Origin of the sequence: Novosphingobium marinum, from assembly GCF_013408095.1 — a bacterium.
GTDB lineage: Bacteria > Pseudomonadota > Alphaproteobacteria > Sphingomonadales > Sphingomonadaceae > Novosphingobium > Novosphingobium marinum.
Map to the genome: position 1 here is coordinate 37233 of NZ_JACBZF010000001.1, position 19179 is coordinate 56411.

Annotated in this window: 20 protein-coding genes; 7 read left to right on the forward strand and 13 right to left on the reverse strand. The window is 63.1% G+C overall.

Annotation, left to right across the window (positions count from 1 at the left end; all coding sequences use genetic code 11):
- From FHS75_RS00200 to FHS75_RS00220, 5 genes are read right to left on the reverse strand one after another with little or no spacing between them, the layout of a single operon-like run.
- Positions 1–1017 carry an alpha-ketoacid dehydrogenase subunit beta gene (locus tag FHS75_RS00200; RefSeq protein ID WP_179405711.1) on the reverse strand — a complete coding sequence of 339 codons (1017 nt, stop codon included), beginning with the start codon at positions 1015–1017 and terminating at the stop codon, positions 1–3.
- A 17-nt stretch (positions 1018–1034) separates the two neighbouring features.
- Positions 1035–2006, reverse strand: coding sequence for a thiamine pyrophosphate-dependent dehydrogenase E1 component subunit alpha (locus FHS75_RS00205; RefSeq protein WP_179405712.1), 972 nt, complete (start codon positions 2004–2006; stop codon positions 1035–1037).
- A gap of 23 nt (positions 2007–2029) precedes the next feature.
- Positions 2030–3238: an acyl-CoA dehydrogenase family protein gene (locus FHS75_RS00210; protein WP_179405713.1), complete on the reverse strand. Its 1209-nt coding sequence runs from the start codon at positions 3236–3238 to the stop codon at positions 2030–2032.
- A 4-nt stretch (positions 3239–3242) separates the two neighbouring features.
- Positions 3243–4388, reverse strand: a complete 1146-nt coding sequence (locus FHS75_RS00215; RefSeq protein ID WP_179405714.1) for a thiolase family protein — start codon at positions 4386–4388, stop codon at positions 3243–3245.
- Positions 4385–4780 (reverse strand): Zn-ribbon domain-containing OB-fold protein, encoded by a 396-nt coding sequence (locus tag FHS75_RS00220; protein ID WP_179405715.1) that lies wholly within the window; start codon positions 4778–4780, stop codon positions 4385–4387. Before FHS75_RS00220 ends, FHS75_RS00215 begins: the two co-directional genes overlap by 4 nt.
- A 138-nt stretch (positions 4781–4918) precedes the next feature.
- Between FHS75_RS00220 and FHS75_RS00225 the strand changes: the two genes are divergently transcribed.
- Both FHS75_RS00225 and FHS75_RS00230 read left to right on the forward strand, forming a co-directional pair.
- Positions 4919–6538: a GMC family oxidoreductase gene (locus FHS75_RS00225; protein WP_179405716.1), complete on the forward strand. Its 1620-nt coding sequence runs from the start codon at positions 4919–4921 to the stop codon at positions 6536–6538.
- A gap of 50 nt (positions 6539–6588) precedes the next feature.
- Positions 6589–7365 carry an esterase/lipase family protein gene (locus tag FHS75_RS00230; protein ID WP_179405717.1) on the forward strand — a complete coding sequence of 259 codons (777 nt, stop codon included), beginning with the start codon at positions 6589–6591 and terminating at the stop codon, positions 7363–7365.
- On the opposite strand, the gene FHS75_RS00235 is transcribed toward FHS75_RS00230, so the two are convergent.
- Genes FHS75_RS00235 through FHS75_RS00250 form a run of 4 tightly spaced genes read right to left on the reverse strand, consistent with a single transcriptional unit; the run spans position 7362 to position 10186 of the window.
- Positions 7362–7961 carry a GNAT family N-acetyltransferase gene (locus tag FHS75_RS00235; RefSeq protein WP_179405718.1) on the reverse strand — a complete coding sequence of 200 codons (600 nt, stop codon included), beginning with the start codon at positions 7959–7961 and terminating at the stop codon, positions 7362–7364. The genes FHS75_RS00230 and FHS75_RS00235 overlap by 4 nt on opposite strands.
- The gene (locus FHS75_RS00240) at positions 7961–9043 is read right to left on the reverse strand and encodes an alpha/beta fold hydrolase (protein ID WP_179405719.1); all 1083 of its coding nucleotides are present in this window, start codon (positions 9041–9043) and stop codon (positions 7961–7963) included. Before FHS75_RS00240 ends, FHS75_RS00235 begins: the two co-directional genes overlap by 1 nt.
- Complete coding sequence (locus FHS75_RS00245) at positions 9043–9405, reverse strand: hypothetical protein (RefSeq protein WP_179405720.1); 363 nt, start codon at positions 9403–9405, stop codon at positions 9043–9045. Before FHS75_RS00245 ends, FHS75_RS00240 begins: the two co-directional genes overlap by 1 nt.
- A gap of 10 nt (positions 9406–9415) precedes the next feature.
- Positions 9416–10186 (reverse strand): helix-turn-helix transcriptional regulator, encoded by a 771-nt coding sequence (locus tag FHS75_RS00250; protein ID WP_179405721.1) that lies wholly within the window; start codon positions 10184–10186, stop codon positions 9416–9418.
- A 115-nt stretch (positions 10187–10301) separates the two neighbouring features.
- Between FHS75_RS00250 and FHS75_RS00255 the strand changes: the two genes are divergently transcribed.
- A complete protein-coding gene (locus FHS75_RS00255; RefSeq protein WP_179405722.1) occupies positions 10302–11456 on the forward strand; it encodes an acyl-CoA dehydrogenase family protein in 1155 nt (384 codons plus the stop codon).
- Between the two features lie 54 nt (positions 11457–11510).
- Here FHS75_RS00255 and FHS75_RS00260 read toward each other — a convergent pair whose 3' ends face one another.
- Together FHS75_RS00260 and FHS75_RS00265 are read right to left on the reverse strand one after the other, a co-directional pair.
- Complete coding sequence (locus FHS75_RS00260; protein WP_179405723.1) at positions 11511–12314, reverse strand: ThuA domain-containing protein; 804 nt, start codon at positions 12312–12314, stop codon at positions 11511–11513.
- Positions 12311–13732, reverse strand: coding sequence for an aromatic ring-hydroxylating oxygenase subunit alpha (locus FHS75_RS00265; RefSeq protein WP_179405724.1), 1422 nt, complete (start codon positions 13730–13732; stop codon positions 12311–12313). Before FHS75_RS00265 ends, FHS75_RS00260 begins: the two co-directional genes overlap by 4 nt.
- A 138-nt stretch (positions 13733–13870) precedes the next feature.
- Between FHS75_RS00265 and FHS75_RS00270 the strand changes: the two genes are divergently transcribed.
- Genes FHS75_RS00270 through FHS75_RS00280 form a run of 3 tightly spaced genes read left to right on the forward strand, consistent with a single transcriptional unit; the run spans position 13871 to position 16245 of the window.
- Positions 13871–14656, forward strand: coding sequence for an SDR family NAD(P)-dependent oxidoreductase (locus FHS75_RS00270; protein WP_179405725.1), 786 nt, complete (start codon positions 13871–13873; stop codon positions 14654–14656).
- Positions 14653–15456, forward strand: coding sequence for an SDR family NAD(P)-dependent oxidoreductase (locus FHS75_RS00275; RefSeq protein WP_179405726.1), 804 nt, complete (start codon positions 14653–14655; stop codon positions 15454–15456). Before FHS75_RS00270 ends, FHS75_RS00275 begins: the two co-directional genes overlap by 4 nt.
- A 9-nt stretch (positions 15457–15465) precedes the next feature.
- A complete protein-coding gene (locus tag FHS75_RS00280) occupies positions 15466–16245 on the forward strand; it encodes an SDR family NAD(P)-dependent oxidoreductase (protein ID WP_179405727.1) in 780 nt (259 codons plus the stop codon).
- A gap of 39 nt (positions 16246–16284) precedes the next feature.
- On the opposite strand, the gene FHS75_RS00285 is transcribed toward FHS75_RS00280, so the two are convergent.
- Together FHS75_RS00285 and FHS75_RS00290 are read right to left on the reverse strand one after the other, a co-directional pair.
- A complete protein-coding gene (locus tag FHS75_RS00285) occupies positions 16285–17316 on the reverse strand; it encodes an MDR family NADP-dependent oxidoreductase (protein WP_229735441.1) in 1032 nt (343 codons plus the stop codon).
- Between the two features lie 10 nt (positions 17317–17326).
- Positions 17327–18121 carry an SDR family NAD(P)-dependent oxidoreductase gene (locus tag FHS75_RS00290; protein WP_179405728.1) on the reverse strand — a complete coding sequence of 265 codons (795 nt, stop codon included), beginning with the start codon at positions 18119–18121 and terminating at the stop codon, positions 17327–17329.
- A 176-nt stretch (positions 18122–18297) separates the two neighbouring features.
- On the opposite strand from FHS75_RS00290, the gene FHS75_RS00295 reads away from it, so the two are divergent.
- Entirely contained in the window at positions 18298–18996 is a 699-nt protein-coding gene (locus tag FHS75_RS00295) for a TetR/AcrR family transcriptional regulator (RefSeq protein ID WP_179405729.1), read from the forward strand.
- The last annotated feature ends 183 nt before the right edge of the window (positions 18997–19179 follow it).

A 19179-nucleotide genomic window follows, 5' to 3' on the forward strand; every position in this document is an offset into this window, starting at 1 on the left:
TCAGCTGTTGTAGGCCAGAACCTTGCGAACGGCGGCCTCGATCTTGTCCGGGTTGGGGAGGTAGGCCCCTTCCAGCTCGCGCGCGAACGGCACCGGCGTGTGCGGCGGCGTCACCGCCACCGGCGGAGCCTTGAGGCTGGCGAATGCCTTCTCGGCGACGAGCGCGCAAAGATCGGTCGCCAGCGAGCAGCGCGGCGGCGCTTCGTCCACGACGACGACGCGTCCGGTGACCTCGACCGAATCGAGGATCGCTTCCTCGTCGAGCGGGCTGGTTGTGCGAAGGTCGATGACGTCGGCTCCGACACCGTCTTCGGCGAGCTTGTCGGCGGCCTTTTCCGCCATGCCGACCATCATGCCCGACGCCAGGATCGTCACGTCCTCGCCGGCACGGCACAGGCGCGCATGGCCGAACGGGATCGTGTAATCGTCATCGTCGGGCACTTCGCCCTTCAGGCCGTAAAGCGCCTTGTGCTCCATGAAGATGACCGGATCGTCGTCGCGGATCGCCTGGCGCAGCAGGCCGGCGACGTCGGCGGGCGTCGAGGGAACGACGACCTTGAGGCCCGGCATGCTGGTCAGGATGCCCGTGGGTGCCTGGCTGTGCTGCGCGGCGGCGTTGTAGCCGGCGCCGTAGATGCAGCGGATGATCGCCGGGCACTTGGTCTTGCCGCCGAACATGTAGCGGAACTTGGCGATCTGGTTCCAGATCTGGTCGAGGCAGACGCCGATGAAGTCGGCGAACATCAGCTCGGCGATCGGACGCTTGCCCGAAAGCGCAAGGCCGCCCGCCGCGCCGACGATGGCGCTCTCGGAGATCGGCGTGTCGATCACGCGGTCGGGTCCGAAAGCCTCGTAGAAACCGCCGCTCGTCGACCAGATGCCGCCGATGGCTTCGGGACCGCCTGCGGTCCCCATGCCGCCGACGACGTCTTCGCCGAGGACCACGACGTTCTCGTCGCGCTGCATTTCCTTGAAAATCGTGTCGCGAACGGCGTCGCGGTACATTACTCGTGCCATTGTTGCTTCCCCGCCCCTCAGTAGCTGATGTAGACGTCTTCGAGGACGTCTTCGGCAGTCGGACGCGCGGCGCTTCGCGCATCCTGGACGGCCTGTTCGATCTGGGCGAGGACTTCCTCGTCGACCTTGTCGAGGTCGGCGCCTTCGAGCAGCTTCGCACCCGTGACGGATTCGCGGAACTTCTTCAGGCAGTCGCGCTCTTCGCGGATGCGGTCGAGCTCACCCTTGCCGCGGTAGCGCTGCGGATCGCCCTCGAAGTGGCCGAAGAACCGCTCGGTGTCGAATTCGATGGCGGCGGGGCCGTTGCCCGCGCGCACGTACTCCAGAATTTCGCGCATCGTATCGTGCACCGCGAAAAAGTCCGTGCCGTCCGCACGCGCGACCTTCATGCCGAATGCTTCCGCGCGGCTCGCGATGTCCTTCTCGGTGCCGACTGCATATTCGACGCCGGTGTGTTCCGAGTAGTGGTTGTTCTCGAACACGAAGATCGCGGGCGCTTTCGTCACGACCGCCATGTTCATCGCCTCGAACGTCGTGCCCTGGTTGCACGCACCGTCGCCGGAGAAGCTTACGGCGACGTTGCCCTTGCCGTTGAGCTTGGCAGCGAGTGCAGCGCCGACCATGATCGGAGCGCCGGCGCCGACGATGCCGTTCGCGCCAAGCATGCCCTTGTCGACATCTGCGATGTGCATCGAGCCGCCCTTGCCCTTGCACAGACCTTCGCGGCTGCCCCAGATTTCCTTCATCATTCCGGAAACGTCGCACCCCTTGGCAAGGCAATGGCCGTGACCGCGGTGAGTCGAGACCAGCTTGTCATCGTCGGTGAGATTCTCGCAGACGCCGACGGCGACGGCCTCCTGACCGCAATAGAGGTGGGTGAAGCCGGCGATCTCACCGGTCTGGATTTCCTCGTGCAGGCGCTCTTCGAATTCGCGGATGATCTTCATCCGGCGATAGGCCTGCAGGAGGTCGTCGCGGCTAAGCTGCATCTGTCTCTCCTGGTATTATCTGTTCAGAGACCAAGGACGGTCTTGGCGATGATAGTAGACTGAACCTCGTTCGTGCCACCGAAAATGGTCCATGCACGGCTGTTGAGGTACCGTGCTGAGGCGACTTGCGCACCCGGCGAATGAAGCGGTGCCGGCGCGTTCTCTCCATAGAGCGGCCGCGCCGTGGGCAGTTGCAGGCCACCCGTACCGTACAGGTCAACGGCAAGCAGGTCCACGTCCTGCCTGATGTTTGAGGCCAGGAGCTTGACCAGCGAGGTCTGCGGCCCCGGCGGGCGACCCTTGGCGATGTTCGAGAGGATCTTCAGTTCGATCATCTCGAGCGATTCGACTTCGAGGCGCAGCCTGGCGACCCGACGCTTCCACTCGATACCGTCGGCAAGCGCGCCGCCGTACCCGTCGCTTTCCTGCCGAGCCGCCTTCTCGATCTGGTCGAGATCGTACGCGAGCTTCGGCGCAAGGCAGGAGCCGCCGCGCTCGTTCTCGAGAAGGAACTTCGCGATGGCCCAGCCCTGGCCCTCCTCGCCCACGAGACCGTCCGCATCCGCCACGGCATCTTCGAGGAAAACCTGGTTGACCTCGTGGTCGCCGGCCATTGTCAGGATCGGCCGGACAGAAATGCCCGGCTGATCCATGTCGAGCAGGAAAAAGCTGATGCCCGCCTGCTTCTTGCCGGTTGCGTCGGTGCGGGCGAGGACGAACATCTTGTTCGCCCAGTGCGCGTGCGTAGTCCAGATCTTGGAGCCGTTGAGGACGTACCTGTCGCCTTCCTTGACTGCGCGCGTCTGCAGCGAGGCAAGGTCCGAGCCCGCATTCGGCTCGGAAAAGCCCTGGCACCAGTAGTCCTCGCCCGAAAGGATACGGGGAAGGTACTCTGCCTTCTGGTCGGCATTGCCGAAGGTGTAGATGACCGGCGCAACGAGTTTGAGCCCCAGCACGGTCAGGTTCGGTGCCCCGGCGAGCGCGCATTCCTTCTCGAAGATATAGCGCTGCGTCGGGGTCCAGCCCGGTCCGCCCGCTTCCTTCGGCCACTGGTACGCGAGCCAACCCCGCTCGTTGAGAACGGCATTCCAGTCCTGCCCGATGTCCGGCTCGACGAACACAGTCGGCGAGCTGGCAGCACCATCTCGAATCCGATCTGTCAGGTTTTCGGCGAGAAACGCGCGCACCTCGCCGCGGAACGCAATCTCCTCATCCGAAAGGTCGATATCCATCTTCTCAGCGCTCCAGGATCGTGACGGCGGAGACGCCGGGTGCGCCGTAGACATGGCTGTAGGCGGTCCTGGGATTGTCGGGGACCTGGCGTTCGCCGCCTTCGCCACGCAACTGCACGACGTTTTCGTAGACCTGGCGCAGCCCGGACGCGCCGATCGGTTCGCCGCAGGCAAGGCATCCGCCATCGGTGTTGACCGGAAGCTTGCCGCCGATCTCGCTCCAGCCCTCGGCGAGCCATTCCTCCTGATCGCCGTCGGCGCAGAAACCGTTCTCGGCCATGTGCATCAGTTCGGCACCGGCCTCGGTGTCCTGAAGCTGGGCTACATCGATGTCTCCGGGACCGATCCCGGCAATTTCGAAGGCGTCGCGACTGGCGATGTTCGTGGCCGAACCGCCGCGCTCGACATCTACCGACGGTGCGAAGACCTCGAAGCTGCCCGGCGGGCGCGTGCGCATGGTGGCGGCCTTCAGGCGCACCATCGGCTTGCCCAGCTCCCGGGCCTTCTTTTCGGAAGCGAGGACGAGCGCGACACCGCCTTCGGCGGGCGAGCAGAACATGTACTTGGAGTAGGGATCGGAAACCATAGGGGCTTCCATGATCTCGTCGATCGGTACCGGCTGGCGGCGCCATGCATGCGGCGCCTTCGAGCCGTTGCGAAACGCCTTCTCCGCCACGCGCCCCAGCGTTTCGCGGCTGATATCGTGCATTTGCATGTACCGCATGATTTTGTTGGCGAAGAACTGGGTGGTGACCATGTAGCCGGCATCGCCATACCACTCGGGGAGGTTGTATTCCGAAGGCTTGGCGTTGAACGCGCCGCGCGGGTGCTTGTCGAAACCGACGGCAAGGCCGATGTCGCATTCGCCCGACTTGATCGCCGTCTGAGCGGAGAAAAGCGCCGAGCCGCCCGCAGCGCAGCCGTTGCGCACGTTGATGAACTGTACGCCCGTAAGGCCGAGGCGATCGACCATCGTATCGGGATTGCCTGCGGCGTCCGATGCGCCGTAGGCGAATTGCACGTCGGGCCACTCGATCCCGGCGTCGGAAAGGGCCTGGCGCACTGCGAAAACGCCTTGGTCGATGCCGGACACGCCATCGGTCCGACCGAAGGGATGGATTCCGATCCCGACAATATAGACGTCGCTCATGCCATTTTCTCCGTGGGCTGAAATCCGGGAATGACGATGCCGTTGGGCTCGTCGGGGTCGAGGGGGACGGGCACGAATTCGAGCGGCATTCCGATCTCGATCGAATCGAAATCGACGTTCGCGAGCCGCGCTTCGACGATCGTTTCGCCCGGAAGCTCGACATAGGCTACCGGGAAGGGCTTGAAAGCCTCGGGCCCGGCATAGGGAGGCGACTTCGGCCTGAACCGCTGGATCGTGTAGCTCCACAGAGTGCCGTCTCGCTTGAGCGGGACGGGCTCGAACCTGTCGTTTTCGGGGCATGGAAAGACAATCCGGCCGGTTTCGCGATCGCGTCCGCCGATAAGCCGGGGCGGGTTTTCCTGCGTGAAAAGTCCTTCAGCGATCGGGCGCATTGTTCTCCTCTCCCCGGGCTGTGCCGGTGCTAATTCCGCGTCGCTTTAAGCCTAAAGGGCGAGCAGATGCAGGCTGCCCAAAACGATAGGGGTTAGAGTCGGCGGGGCATGCCAAGGTGATCGTGGAGGGAATTGGGCATGTCGCAGGATTGGGACTATATAGTCGTCGGGGCAGGATCCTCTGGATGCGTGCTCGCCGAACGGCTCAGCGCCGATGGTCGCTCGCGCGTGCTGCTGCTGGAAGCCGGCGGCGAGAACGGGTTCTGGAACCAGTTGCCCAAGGGGGTCGCGAAACTCGTCGGCAATCCCGAGAAGGTGTGGCTCTACAAGGTTACGCAGCCGCGCGAAGAGGGCGCAGAGGCCAACGAATTCTGGATCAGGGGCAAGGGACTAGGCGGTTCGTCGTCGGTCAACGGCATGATCTGGAGCCGCGGGGAGCCTGAGGATTACGACGCGTGGGAGCGCGACAAGGGCGCGACCGGCTGGAACGGCGCGACGATGACCGAGGCGTTCAAACAGCTCGAGGATCATGCAGCCGGTGCGTCGGACATGCGCGGGAGCGGGGGGCCGGTCTACGTCGACCCGGCAATCTACAGCTACCCGCTCGCCGAACGGATCATCGATGCCGGCGAGACCATGGGTCTCAGGCGCGTCGACGATCTCAACGGCACGACCGGGCCGCGCGTCGGCTTGTACAGCCACAACGTCAAGCGCGGCAAACGCCAGAGCGCGGCAGTGACTTTCCTCGAACCGGCGCGTTCGCGAGAGAATCTGGATGTCGTGACCCATGCGCTGGCGGAACGCATCGTGTTCGATGGCAAGCGGGCCATCGGCGTCGAGGCGCGCGTTCGCGGCCAGAAAAGGACCTTCGAATGTCGGGGCGAAGTCATCGTCTGCGCCGGCGCGATGGAAAGTCCGTTGCTTCTCCAGCGTTCCGGCATCGGGTCGGGCGAGCGGCTCAAGGCCGCAGGGGTCGAACTGGTGGCCGAATCCCCCGACGTCGGCGAGCGGATGATCGAGCACCTTGCCGTGTCGTTTCCCTATCGTCTCGAAAAGGGGAAGGGCACGCACAGGAACTTCTACGGACTGGGACTGGCGCGCGCGATGGCCCGCTACCTCGTCACCGGCGGCGGGATCATGGCGACGGGACCTTTCGAGGTCGGAGCGTTCCTGAATGTCTTCAACCCGGACGGCCGGACGGACGCCCAATTCTACCTCGGAGCGTACACCTTCGAGATCGGCGACGACAACGATCCGGTTCCGCTCGACAAGATCGACCGGCGTCCCGGCGTCACGATATATGGCCAGCTCCTGCGCCTGACGAGCGAGGGCAGCCTGCAGATTGCCGGGCCTTCGCTCGACGATGCTCCCGTCATCACGCCGAACTTCCTCACCACCGAGCATGATCGCAGGAGCGCGATCGCCCTGGTGCGCAGGATGCGGGAATTCATGGATTCCGAACCGCTCGGCTCGATGCTCGGCGAGGAAGTCCTGCCCGGACGGGATGTGGATTCCGACGAGGAGATTCTTGCCAGCTTCCGCCGGCTGGCGACGTGCGGTCTGCATGCCATCGGTACCTGCCGGATGGGCAGCGACAACCGCGCCGTCACCGATCCGAAGCTGAAGGTGAACGGCGTCGAGGGCGTGCGTGTGGTCGACTGCTCGGTCATGCCGGGCCACGTGACGGGCAATACCAACGCGCCCGCCATGGCGCTGGGACTGGTGGCGTCCAAACTGATACTGGAGGACAGGCCATGAAAGGAACATTCATGGATGCAACAGCGTTTGAGCCGGATACAGGAGTGCGGATGACTTCCAGTACCGACATCGTCCGGCCGTTTCTCGGCTGGACAATTCTCGAACCGGCACGGCTGGCATTCGAGATGAGCGCCCTTGCCGCCCTCTATCCGATGCTGGGCACCGTTCCGCGCGGCGACGGTCATCCGGTGCTCGTCCTTCCGGGCTTTGCCACCAACGACCAGATGACTGTCCTGCTGAGGACGTACCTGACCCATCTCGGCTACTCGGTTCACGGCTGGGACCTAGGCTGGAACCTCGACCAGCACACGATCGGCGAGAACGGGGAGCATCTCGCCGACCGTATCGCCCAGATTCGGGCGGACCGGGGGCGCAAGGTCAGCCTGGTCGGCTGGAGCCTCGGCGGCGTCATCGCGCGTGCGGCAGCCCGGCAGGATCCCAACGATGTCCGCCAGGTCATTGCGCTGGGCAGCCCGTTCACCGGCAATCCCGAGGCGACCAACCTCAACAACCTTTACGAGCTGCTGACGGGCAACGTCGTGTCGGAGATGAAGGGGCACACGCGTTATGCCAAGGGCCACCACCCGCTGAAGGTTCCCTCGACCGCGATCTACAGCAAGACAGACGGCATCACCGCCTGGGAAAACTGCATCAGCGAGACAGACGACATCACCGAGAACATCGAGGTCTGGTCGAGCCATTTCGGCTTCGTCGCCAACCCGGCGGTCTTCTATGCCGTTGCAGACCGGCTCGCCCTTCCGCGTGGGGAGTGGTCGCCGTTCGAATACGGCGGGCCCTTCCGGTCCTTCTACTTCACCGGGAACTAGTCCGCAGGCGAGAGGTTCTCGGCCAGCCCGTAGAGCCGCTGCTGCGCCGCCTGTTTGCCCAGGTCCAGCGCCAGGATCAGGATGTCGCGGCTTTGCCCGTCGGCGTCCTTCACGTGTTCGCGAAGCAGAGCTTCGGGTACGAAGCCCATGTCCTCGAAAAGCTTGAGGGCCGCGTCCTGATCGGGCGTCATGCGGACGGTGAGCTTGGCGAGGTCCATTTCCGCCGCACCGAGCAGGCAGTCCTGGGCAAGGGCTCGACCAAGTCCCTCCCCACGCGCGCCCGGCGCGGAAATGATCCTGATATCGGCCACGTGGGGAGACCAGCTCAGATCGTCTCGCACCAGCGCATTGCAGCCGATGATCCCGTCATCCCCGATGGCAATGGTGCTGCGGATATAGCCGCGCTCGATCTGTTCCAGCCACGCGTCGACGACCTTGGCGCTGCGAATGTCGCGCTGCAGGAACAGCAGATCGTGGGAGGGTACGGTCTCGGCGAACCTGCGGATTGCGTCTTCGTCCCCCCGTCGCATGGAGCGGAATTCGACCGGGGAACCGGCAATCGTCAGGCGACGGTCCGAACCAGTGCTGTCGTTCATCAGGTCGATCTCCTTTCGAGCCATTCATCGATGAGCGGCCACAGTCGTTTGAGTGCCGCCGGTCCGGCGACGAGGCTGACGTGGCCGCCTTTCGCCACGATTTCCTCGCGATCCGTCGACGCGGTGAGGGTCATCAGCGGCTGAGTGGCGGCATGCGCCACAACGTGATCGTGCTGGGCGACGACGTTCAGGATCGGCACGTCGATCTTGGTGAGGTCGACCGGACGTCCGCCGATTTCGAGCGTGTTCCGGGCCAGCCTGTTTTCCCAGAGCAGGTCCTTGATCAGCTGCCGGAAATATTCTCCGGGGACCGAGAGGGTTTCGGCGGCCCAGCGTTCGAACATGCGATAGGACTTCACGAATTCGTCGTTCCACATGTTCGTCCACAGGTGGACACGGCCCGCCGGCCGGTTGGCAGGGCGTGCAAGGTCGAACGCGCCGAGCATGATTTCGGGAGGGACGATCCCGACGGCGTCGACGAGATAATCAACGTCGAAGTGCTCGCGGTCTCCCCACGCCTTGAACAGCGGCATGTGATCGAAATCCAGCGGCGCAGCGAACGTAAGGATGTTCTTGACCGGCCCGCCGGCATAGAGGGCCGAGTGTATCACGGCGAGCGTGCCGCCGGCGCAATAGCCCGCCAGCGAAACGTCCTGCTCGCCGGAAATCTTGCTTATTCGCTCTATGCTGTCCGGAATGAACCTGTCGACGTAGTCTTCGATCGCAAGTTTCGCTTCGTCGCGGCGTGGCGGATTCCAGTCGAGATTGTAGACGTCGTACCCGCGCTTCAGCAGGTATTCCACGAAACTTTGATCGGGTGCCAGATCGAAAATGTAACCGCGGTTGCTGGGCGGAGAGACTATCAGGAGCGGGACCCGGAAAATCTCATCTTCGACCGGCTTGTACCTGTAGAGGATCGCCGTCCCGTCGCGATGGATGATTTCCTTCTCCATCGTGCCGACGTGCTGCCGGCCCGCAAGCAGAAAATCGAGGCCCTTGATGTTGCGTTGAAGGGCGCGATCGACTTCGCGACGCACCTGTTCACCGATGTCGGGGCCATCGTTCTGCGGTGCGTCCGCCATCAGGACGGGTTTTTCGGTTTGCGCGTACGGCGCGGCTCAGGCGCGGACTTTGCTTCCGGGCCGTCCGCCATCGACAGGCGCAGTCGCTCGAGCGCCTCCTCGATCGCGCTCAGGCGTTCACTCATTTCCTCCATCTGCGTCTTCGTAGGGACGTTGAGCGAAGTCAGGACCTTTTCCATGTGCTCAGCAAAGGCCTGTTGCGCGACGAGGCTGTACTTCGTCGCCTGACCCATCATCGCGCTGAACTGTTCCGTCTCGGTTATCTTTCCCGACCAGGCGTTGATCTCTTGCTCCCATTGCTGGACGAGGCCCTGCCAGGCGGCGACAGGATCCGTTACGGGTTTCTTGCTCTTGTCAGCCATCCGGACCTCGTCAGTTCAGGGAAATGTATCCAAGCTGCGCAGCCTTGAAAACGGTCTGGCTGCGATTCACGGCGTTCAGCTTGGTCGAAGCGTTGTGAATATGGAAGCGTACGGTTGCCCGGCTGCGCGACATGATCATGCTGATCTCCATGTCGGTCTTGCCGATGGCGGCCCAGCGCAGGCACTCGACTTCACGCTTCGAAAGTCGCGAACCGGGGGGAAGCGCCTGCGTCGCGCCCATCACCTTCACGTAGCTGGTGATAAAGGTGCGGGCATAGATGCCCAGCAAGTCTCCATGGCGCGCGAAGTCCTCGGAAAGGTCGGTCTTCTTTCCGTCGAGCGGATTGAAGCTGACTGCGCCGATCTGCCCGAAAGCCATGTGCACCGGGACGACGATGGCCGACCGCGTCATTGCGCGGGATTCGAAATTGTTAATGTCGATCGAATCGAGATAGGAATTGGGCGTAATGGTGCGGAAACCGTCCGCGTTAACCCAGAATGGTTCGGCCTCGAAGCGGCAGGCAGAGGTAATCGGCGACTCCAGCGCGATCCGCGAATTGCGCCACCAGACCTTCTCGTCGTCGCCCCAACCGAACACCTCGCGCGCGAGCACTTCGCCATCGATGTCGACGGGCGTTCGCTTGTCCGCGATATCGTGCGCAGGGGCTGCCCTCATCTCGCGATCGAGTGCAATTGCACTCAGCGCGCTGGCCGCCGCACGAATTTTGTCAGGCCCGGAAACTCGAACCTTTTCAAGATCGTCGACGACGATTTTCGACATTGGTGTCCTCCCGTCGAACGGCATACCCGAGCGGCAGCATCTGCACAACGGCCTAACATTTTGCGCAGCCTTTCAGGCGCGAAAAGAGTGCTAGGCCGCCTCGGGGAGTGGCAACATGAATTTTGATCTTACCGAAGACCAGGAAATGCTGAAGGCGGTGGCGGAGCGCTTCGTATCGGACCGCTACGATATCGAGCGTCGCCGGGAGTACCTGAAGGAACCCGGCGGGTTCAGCGAGGAAAACTGGAAGCTTCTGGGCGAGCTGGGCGTGATCGCCGCGCCGTTCGACGAGCAAGATGGCGGTCTGGGCCTTGGCGGCACCGGCATCGCCGTGATCTACGAGGCACTCGGCAAGGGTCTGGTCGTCGAACCGCTGGCTGAGAATGCCCTGCTAGCGGCGCGCCTTCTGAACGAACTGGCGTCTGGCGAGATCGCAGAGGAATGGATGCCCCCGATCCTTGCTGGCGAGCGGCGCGTCGCGCTCGCTCACGGAGAGCAAGGGGTGCGCAACGGTTCGACCTGGATCGAGACGAGGGCGCGCCGAGAGGGTGACGACTATGTCCTTTCGGGCAGGAAACCCTACGCGATCGCGGGCGCGTCTGCCGATGCCTACATCGTGAGCGCGCGACTGGACGGCGAACCGGGAGACGAGCAGGGCTGGGGCTTTGCGCTTGTCGAAGCGGGTGCATCGGGCCTTGACGTCACGCCCTGGCGCCTGGCCGATGGCTCGGTATGCGGGGCGCTGTTGCTGGACGACGTGAAGGTAAGCGTCGGCTCCTGGCTGGGCGGCGGCACTGCCGAACTGACGAAGGCGGCCCAGCTTGCCACTCTTGCCCGTTGTGCGGAAGCGGTCGGCATCATGGACCGGCTCTTCGCCGACACCATCGAATACCTCAACACGCGCGAGCAGTTCGGCAGTCCGCTCGGTAAATTCCAGGCGATCCAGCACCGCATGGCGGCGCAGTTCGCCCGGCTGGAACAGTCGCGCGCCCTGCTCGAACTCGCCATCGTTCGCGAGGGAGACGAAAGCTTCGCCCGCACCGTCGAGGGCGCGCGCGCGTTCATTTCGGAAGCATCGATGGAACTCGGCCACGAGATGATCCAGTTCCACGGCGGGATGGGCGTCACCGACGAATTGTCGATCGGGCATGGCCACAAGCGCCTGCTCGTGCTGTCGCGCTATCCCGACGATGCGGCGACTTCGCTTGACCGGTATGCCGGGATCGACCCGGCGCCAAGGCATGCAGCCAAGGCCAACGGCACTCGATGACACGAAAAAGGGGCGGGTTTTCCCGCCCCTTCCTGTTGCATTACCTGGCCGTGCTCAGGCTTTCGGTTCGCGATCCTTGATCCAGGAAATGCCGCGCCGCAGCAGGTCGTAGAAGACAGGCAGGTCCCATGCGCAGCGATCGAGCTGGGGCCACCAGTCGAGCATCGGCTGCAGGTCGTAGTGCCCGCGACAGTGCCCGAGGGTGTTGTAGAGGACGGCGCCCTTGCCGTGTTGCTTGATGTAGAACACCGGATGCTTGCCGGGTGCATCTGCCGCCTCGGCGAAGCCTGTCCCTTCCTCGGTGCACTCGGTCTCGAGCAGGACGTGCAGATCGCCATGAAGCTCGAGGTGATAGAGCTCGTCCGTCGTCTCGAATGCTTCCACCCCGCGCGTAAGCTCATGCTCCTTGTCCGCGACCGTGACGGTGTAGGGTGCAATCGGCGGGTGCGAGATGAACTGGCTGCCGAGCAGGTCCATCATCAGGGGCGCGTGGCGCGGTGCGTGCCACAGGCCGTCGTCGAGCATGCGCAGGATCGAATTCGTCCCGTGCAGCGCATACCAGCGACCGCCCTTCTCGAGCCACTTCTTCAACGTTTCCTGCGCGTTGAGCGAAGGTGTTACGTCGCAGGTATAGGTGATCAGGATGTCGGCAGACTTGATGGCCTCGAGGTTTTCATAGTCCTCGAACACGCGCGTACGCACCGAATGATCCTCGCCGAGAAGCTTCAGCAGTTCGAGGCGTGCGAAGTCGATGTCGTGCCACACGCCGCCCGCAATCAATACGCAGTCGATCCGGGGCGGGTGATTTTCGGCGGTAGCTTCGGCGAGCGGGTCGGGCCCGTGATCGGTTTCGCTCATTTGTCCTTCCAGCCCCCGAGTTCACCGTCGATGTACTTCATCATGGTGTCCTGGAACTGGCGAATGCGGATTTCCTGATAATTCCCGTAATTCACAAGGCCGTTCTTCGAGCAATGGAGACCTTCCTGGACGAAGGGCAGGTTGTCCATGTCCTGCTCGAACACGTCCGCGAGCACGCCGAGTTCGGGTGCCTCGGTCCACTTCTGGTCGATGGTGAGGAACTTCAGCGGCGCGCCGTGCGGCATCGGATCGCCCTTCTTCACGCGGGCGAGAATGCGCACTTCCATCACGCAGGTATCGGGCGTCTCGCCGGGGAACCAGCGATAGACGATGTTGGGCATGAAGCCGCCCCACGGGCCGAAGTTCGGGAACACGTTGTAGACGAGCGCGTCGAGCACTTCGGAATCGGTGGCGTCCGAGTGATCGTAACCGGTCTGCTCGGTGTAGGTCGCGCGCATCTTGTCGGCGAGCGCCTCGCGCGCGGTGCGGTCCTCGGGAACCGTGATCGCCATCGGGTCGGCACCGGCCTCGTAGTTGTCCGAGGAGCGTCCGTTGTACTTGATGAATTCGTCGACGATCCACTGCTCGCCCTTGCCCTCGGTGATGTGCGGGGACATCACGCCGAACGGAGTGAAGTTGGCGTTCACGTTGTCGCCCCAGTTCCGGTAGGCGGCGTTGCAGTCCCCGGTGAAGGGGAGGAGCTGCGGGTGAGTGACGACCGTGTGCCAGGCCTCCATGAAGGCCTCCATCGTCACCTTCCAGTTGGCCGGAACTTCCTTGGCGACGCGTAGCACCGTCGCGCATTCCTCGTGCCGCCAGCGCTTGAAGTGCTCGGGAAGCGGAGCGAGGAATTCCTCGAGGCTCGGCCCGCCGCCGATTTCACGAATGAATACATAACCCGCCCAGCGACCGACTTCGGCCTTGGGAAGGTCCATCTTATCTTCTTCCAGATGCGGAAAGTCCCAGCGACAGGGCATCGAATTGAAGCTCGCATCCTTGTTCCACGCAAAGCCGTGGAAGGGGCAGATGAACTTGTCGGCATTGCCGTCTTCGGTGCGAAGCTTGCGGCCGCGGTGAAGGCAGACGTTGTGAAATGCCCGGATCGATCCGTCTTCCTGGCGGCTGATGATGAAGCTGCGTCCGGCATTCTCGTAAACGATGTAGTCGCCGGCCTCGGGAAGGTCTTCCTCACGCGCGGCGAACTGCCACACATAGGGCCACATCCGCTCGCGCTCGAGCTTGGCGAATTCTTCGCTGGTATAGCGTTCCGCCGGTACCGGATCGGAACCGCGATAGTTGTAGGCATCTTCGGTGAGGATATCGGGAACGGTCTTGGAGTCCTTCTCCATCAGCTCGTTCCAGCTGATTCCCTCGCTGCGATCCTCGCCAAGTTTGATTTCGGGATCCCTGTCGGCCATGTCGATGCATCCTCACGCAATTACGGTGTTTGCAGGTAAACTGGAGTATACCATCATACCTGTCACCTTGTCGAAATCATAGGTTGCCCAATCGGCCCGATAGGTCGATCCCTCCTGCAACCATAACCATGGGAGCAGATGGTGGCAGGCAAGCTTGATGGCAAGGTCGCGCTCGTAACCGGCGGGACGAGTGGAATTGGTGCAGGGGCGGTCCGCAGGCTGACCGAGGATGGCGCGAAAGTGATCTTCACCGGGTCCAAGAAGGAACCCGCCGAGGCACTTTGCGCCGAAACCGGCGCTGCGTTCGAATCGCACCGTGTCCAGGACGTGGAAGGCTGGCAGAAACTGTCCGACCGCATCCGCAGCGAATACGGCCGGCTCGACATCGCCTTCGCCAACGCAGGCATGGAAGCAGGCGACGGATCGGTCGAGGACGTGGACGTCGACAACTGGAACCGGATCATTTCGGTAAACCAGACGGGCGTCATGCTGACCATCCAGAACGCCATCAGGATCATGAAGGACAATGCCGAGGGAGCGACCGGCTCGATCATCGTCAACAGCTCGATGAACGCCAAGCTCGCGATGGGCAATTTCGTCGCCTACTCGGTGACCAAGGCGGCGGTGCTGGCGCTCGCGAAGTCCTCCGCCATGCATTGCGGACTTTCAGGCTACAAGATCAGGGTGAATTCGATCCTTCCCGGCGTCGTCGCAACAGACATGATCCTCAACATCATGAACGCCCAGCCCGATCCCGAGGCCGCGCGCGGCATGTACGAAGGCATGCATCCCATGAAGCGCATGGCGAAGGTCGAGGAAGTCGCCGCGCTCGTCGCGTTCCTCGCCTCGGATGAGGCAGCATTCATTTCCGGCGCCGACTATTCGATCGACGGCGCCGCAACGGCGGGGACGATGGGCGTATGAGCAGGCTTGAAGGACGTGTCGCTCTTGTAACGGGCGGCCTGAGGGGCATCGGTCTCGCGACTGCGGAGCGCCTGGCCCAGGACGGTGCGAAGGTCGTTGTCAGTGACTTGTCACCGGAAAGCGACCCGACCGTCGCCGAAGTCCTCGGCAGGCTCGGCGAGAATGCCAGCTACATCTCGTTCAACGTCGCCGAGGAGCAGGGCTGGAAGGACGCGGTCGCCACGATATCCGAACGCTACGGCCGCCTCGACGTGCTGGTGAACAACGCGGGCATCGACGGCACGGGCAAGATTCACGAGATGGATTTTGCCGTCTGGCGCAAGGTGCAGGCCGTAAATTGCGATGCCGCCTTCCTGTCGGCGAAATACGCCTACGCGCTGCTGAAAAGCGCAGGCGAGCAGACCGCTGGCGGTGCCTCGATCATCAACGTGAGCTCGGTCATGGGCTTCGTCTCGTTCCCGGAAAGCTCCGCCTACAGCACGTCCAAGGGCGGAGTGCGGCTCTTCACCAAGGCGGCGGCGCTCGAATTCGCGACCGAAAACGTTCCGATCAGGGTGAATTCGGTCCATCCGGGCTTCGTCGAAACGCCGCTTCTCACCGAAGGATTCGATCGCATGGTCGAGCGCGGAGTGGCGGAGAAGGCCGAGGATCTCGTTGGCCTGGTTGCGACTTCGACGCCGATGAACCGGCTCGCCCGTCCCGAAGAGGTCGCCGCCGTCATCGCCTTTCTTGCTTGCGACGATGCAAGCTATGTCACAGGGTCCGAGTACGTCGTCGACGGCGGCTACCTGACGCGTTGAGGTTGGACGATGACGGTTGCACTGCCTGATTGCGTCGCCCTGGTCACTGGTGCGCACGGAAGTATCGGGCGCGAGGTCGTCAGGGCGATGAAGGCGGCAGGCGCGACCGTGATTGCCAGCGATCTAGGCCCGGAAGCCGATCACGGCGGAGCCGACCGTTACTATCGCCACAATGTCTGCAGGGCTTCCGACTGGGAAGAGATTGCCGGCGATATCATGGAAGACCACGGCAGGCTCGATGCCCTCGTGAACGTCGCCGCCGTTTCTATCGTCGGCAAGATCGAGGACACTCCGCTGGAGGAATTCCAGCGGGTGAGCGCCGTGAATGTGGATTCCATCGTGATAGGCGTTCAGGAACTGCTTCCGCTCCTTCGCGAAGGCGGGAAGCGCCGCAAGGGCGGGGCTTCGATCGTCAACTTCTCGAGCGTGGGCGGCTTGCGCGGCGCGGCCTTCAATGCCGCCTACTGCACGTCGAAGGCTGCCGCCACGATGCTGAGCAAATGCATGGGAGCCGAATTCGCCGCTCTCGGCTACAACATCCGCTGCAACAGCGTTCACCCGGGCGGGATAGACACGCCGATGCTCGGCTCGATCATGGATCGCTATGTCGATCTGGGGGCTGTGGAATCGCGCGAGGCAGCGACGCAGGCGATGGCGGCGCGCCATCCGATCGGGCGGCTCGGCAAGCCGGAGGAAATGGCCGGCGGCGTCGTCTATTTGTGCTCAGAGGCGGCAAGCTTCGTGACATGCAGCGAGTTCCTGATGGACGGGGGCTTCTCGCAAGTCTGACTTTGCGAGCAAAGCCGCAGTTTCCGCTTCGACGATGCGTCAGGCGTCGTCGACCCGCACCAGCTTGCGCCCTTTCACGCCGCCGCTGAATCCGGCGAGCGCCGCATCGGGTACGCGATCGAACCCTTCCTCGATATCGAGCCACTCGCTGATCCGGCCTTCTCGCAGCCAGTGCGCCAGTCGCTCGCGGGCCGGTTCGAACAGGTCAACATGGTCGAAGTAGAAGAAACCGCGCATCGTCAGCGAACTCATCGCCAGGTAGATGTGATTGTAGATCGGTTCGGGCGTGGCCCCGTAGTGGGCCGTGCCGCCGCAGATCAGGATGTGACCGCCGCGGCGCATGTTCGGCAGCGCCGCGCTCAGCAGGTTTCCGCCGACGTTGTCGAAGAACAGGTCGACGCCTTCGGGGCATGCCTTGGCGATCTCGGCAATAAGGTCGTCCGACTTGTAGTCGACCGCAGTATCGAAGCCGTTGTCCAGCAGCGCCGCGCACTTTTCGGGTCCTCCGGCCAATCCGACACCGCGTGCGCCGAATAGCGGCAGGAGTTGTCCGACGATCGATCCGATTCCGCCTGACGCCCCGGATACGAGCACGGTGTCGCCCGGATTGACGCGGCTGAACTCGGTAAGGCCGAGCCAGGCGCAAACGCCGCTCATCCCGATGGTCACCAAGCCAGAGGCCGTATCGACGCCTTCGGGAACTTGCTGGAGTGCCAGCCCCATGTGATCGGTACCGTCGCAGACCGTGTAGTCGGCCCAGTCCAGGAAGCCCGTGACCCGGTCGCCTTCCTTGAACGCCGCGTTCCGGCTTTCGGCAACGATGCCGGCCACGCCGCCGCGCATCGCCGCACCATGTGGCAGCGCGTCGAACTTCCCCGGCATTCCCCGCACCCAGGCGTGGTTCATGAAGTCGGGCGAAAAGTATTCGGCGCGAACCAGGACTTCCCCTTCGCCGGGCACGGGCATCTGCGTTTCACCGCGTTCAAAGTGCCCGCGCACGAGCGCCATGCCGCCCGCAGTATCGTCGTTCGGACGTCCGACCTGCCATACGCGATTCTTGGTGCCGCTCATGTTCCGCTCCTCAGGGCAGTGTGTGCATGCCGCCTTCGAGCATGAAGGTGCCCCCGGTCATGTAGCCGGATCCCTCGCTCGCCAGGAATACGGCGATCGGACCGGCGTCCACTTCGGGATCTCCAAGACGCCGGACCGGAATCTTTTCCTTCAGCGCTTCCACGAATTCGGGGCGCGCGGTCTTCCACTTGTCGAACGCCCGTGTCTCGAGTGCCGGATTGATGCAATTCACCGTAATCCCGTACTGCCCCCATTCGCGCGCCGCCGTGCGGGTCAGCGCGCGAATGGCTTCCTTGGTGGCATTGTAGCAGGTGTTGCCCTCGAAGCCGACCTGGCCGGAACTGGAAGCGAAGTTCACGATCCGTCCGAACCCGGCCTTCTTCAGGTGCGGAAAGGCCGCCTTCATGAACCACAGGCTCGCGGTCGCGCCTGTCCTGAACGTGTACTCCCACTCGTCCTCGTCGGTGTCCTCGCAGGCGACGAACACCGTCGATGGCTGCGGGTCGGCTTCGGTTCCGAAGCCCTGGGCGTTGTTGACCACGATGTGGAGGGCGCCGAATTCCTCGACCGCCTTTTCGACGCAGGCGAACACCTGGTCCCTGTGACCGACGTCGCAGGCAAAGCCGATTGCGGTCCCTCCCGCATCGGTGATTTCCTTGGCGACCCGCTCGACGGTCGAGGGCGTACGCGAGGCGACCACGACCATCGCGCCTTCCTTTGCATAGGCATGGGCGATCGCGCGGCCGATGCCACGGCCCGCCCCGGTGACGATTGCGACCTTGTCCTTCAGAACCTGGTTTTCCATGAGCATCCTCCGCGTTGTCGACAAGGCCTGCGCCTTTTATCCGAATGCAATTGTGCTAGTCTCTCGGGGCGCAGCCCTGATACTAGCCCTTGTTATAGTTTGGGCTGCCGCTGTACCAGGGTGGACAACCGCGCCGTCATCGGCGCGAGGTATGAAGGGTTTGAGAACGACAGCCAATGCCCCAGTCCGCACTCGCACGAAAGATCGGAGAATTCGCGACCGACCGGCTTGGGCGCAAGCTTAGCGAAAACAGGCTGATCCGCCGCGCAAAGATCATGCAGGCCACGCTGAACCTCATCGCGTCGCGGGGATACGATGCGGTTACCGTGGAAGAGCTGGCTGCTGCGAGCGAGGTCAGCAAGAAGACGCTCTACGACATCTATGGCAGCAAGCAGGCCGTCGTCGCGCAGGCGGTGGCCTTGCGGCTCGATACGGTTACCGACCAGATCGAGCGCGATCTCCCGCAGGACGGACTCGAAAGGCTCCGGTCGATCGTTCGCCAGACATGCGCGGCCGTGCTCGACACGCCGCAGCTGTCCCGGGCGCTTGCCCCGATGCTCGTCGGCTCCGCGCAGGAATTCCACCTGACCGCCTTTTTCGAACGGCTGCACCGTAATGCTCTCGAGACGATGAAGCGGGAGCGGCTGCTGCATTCGTGGGTCGATATCGAATTTACCGCCCGCTCGATGATGTTCGATCAGGTGTCGGTCCAGAACCTGTGGGCCGGAATGAACATCGCGGACGGCGAGTATGAGGACTTCGCCATGCTCGATACCTATCGCGTTCTGACGCCGCTTGCGAAGGTATCCTTGCGCAAGGACCTCGTTGAGGAGGTGAGACTGCTCCAGAACAGGCTTCGAGATCGACGTTCGTAAATGCGTACCAGTTGAAAATGACTTTCGATTTCAACGGGTGTCGGGCGCATTTCGTCTCGGTTTTGCGTAGAATCGGTGGAACACGGTTTAATTTTGTGTCACGTAGGCGCAGGAGATCGAGTGCCCTTTCCGTATGACGGAATCTCTCGTTTTGGCGAGTGGACCAACCGGTGGGGCAGGGCA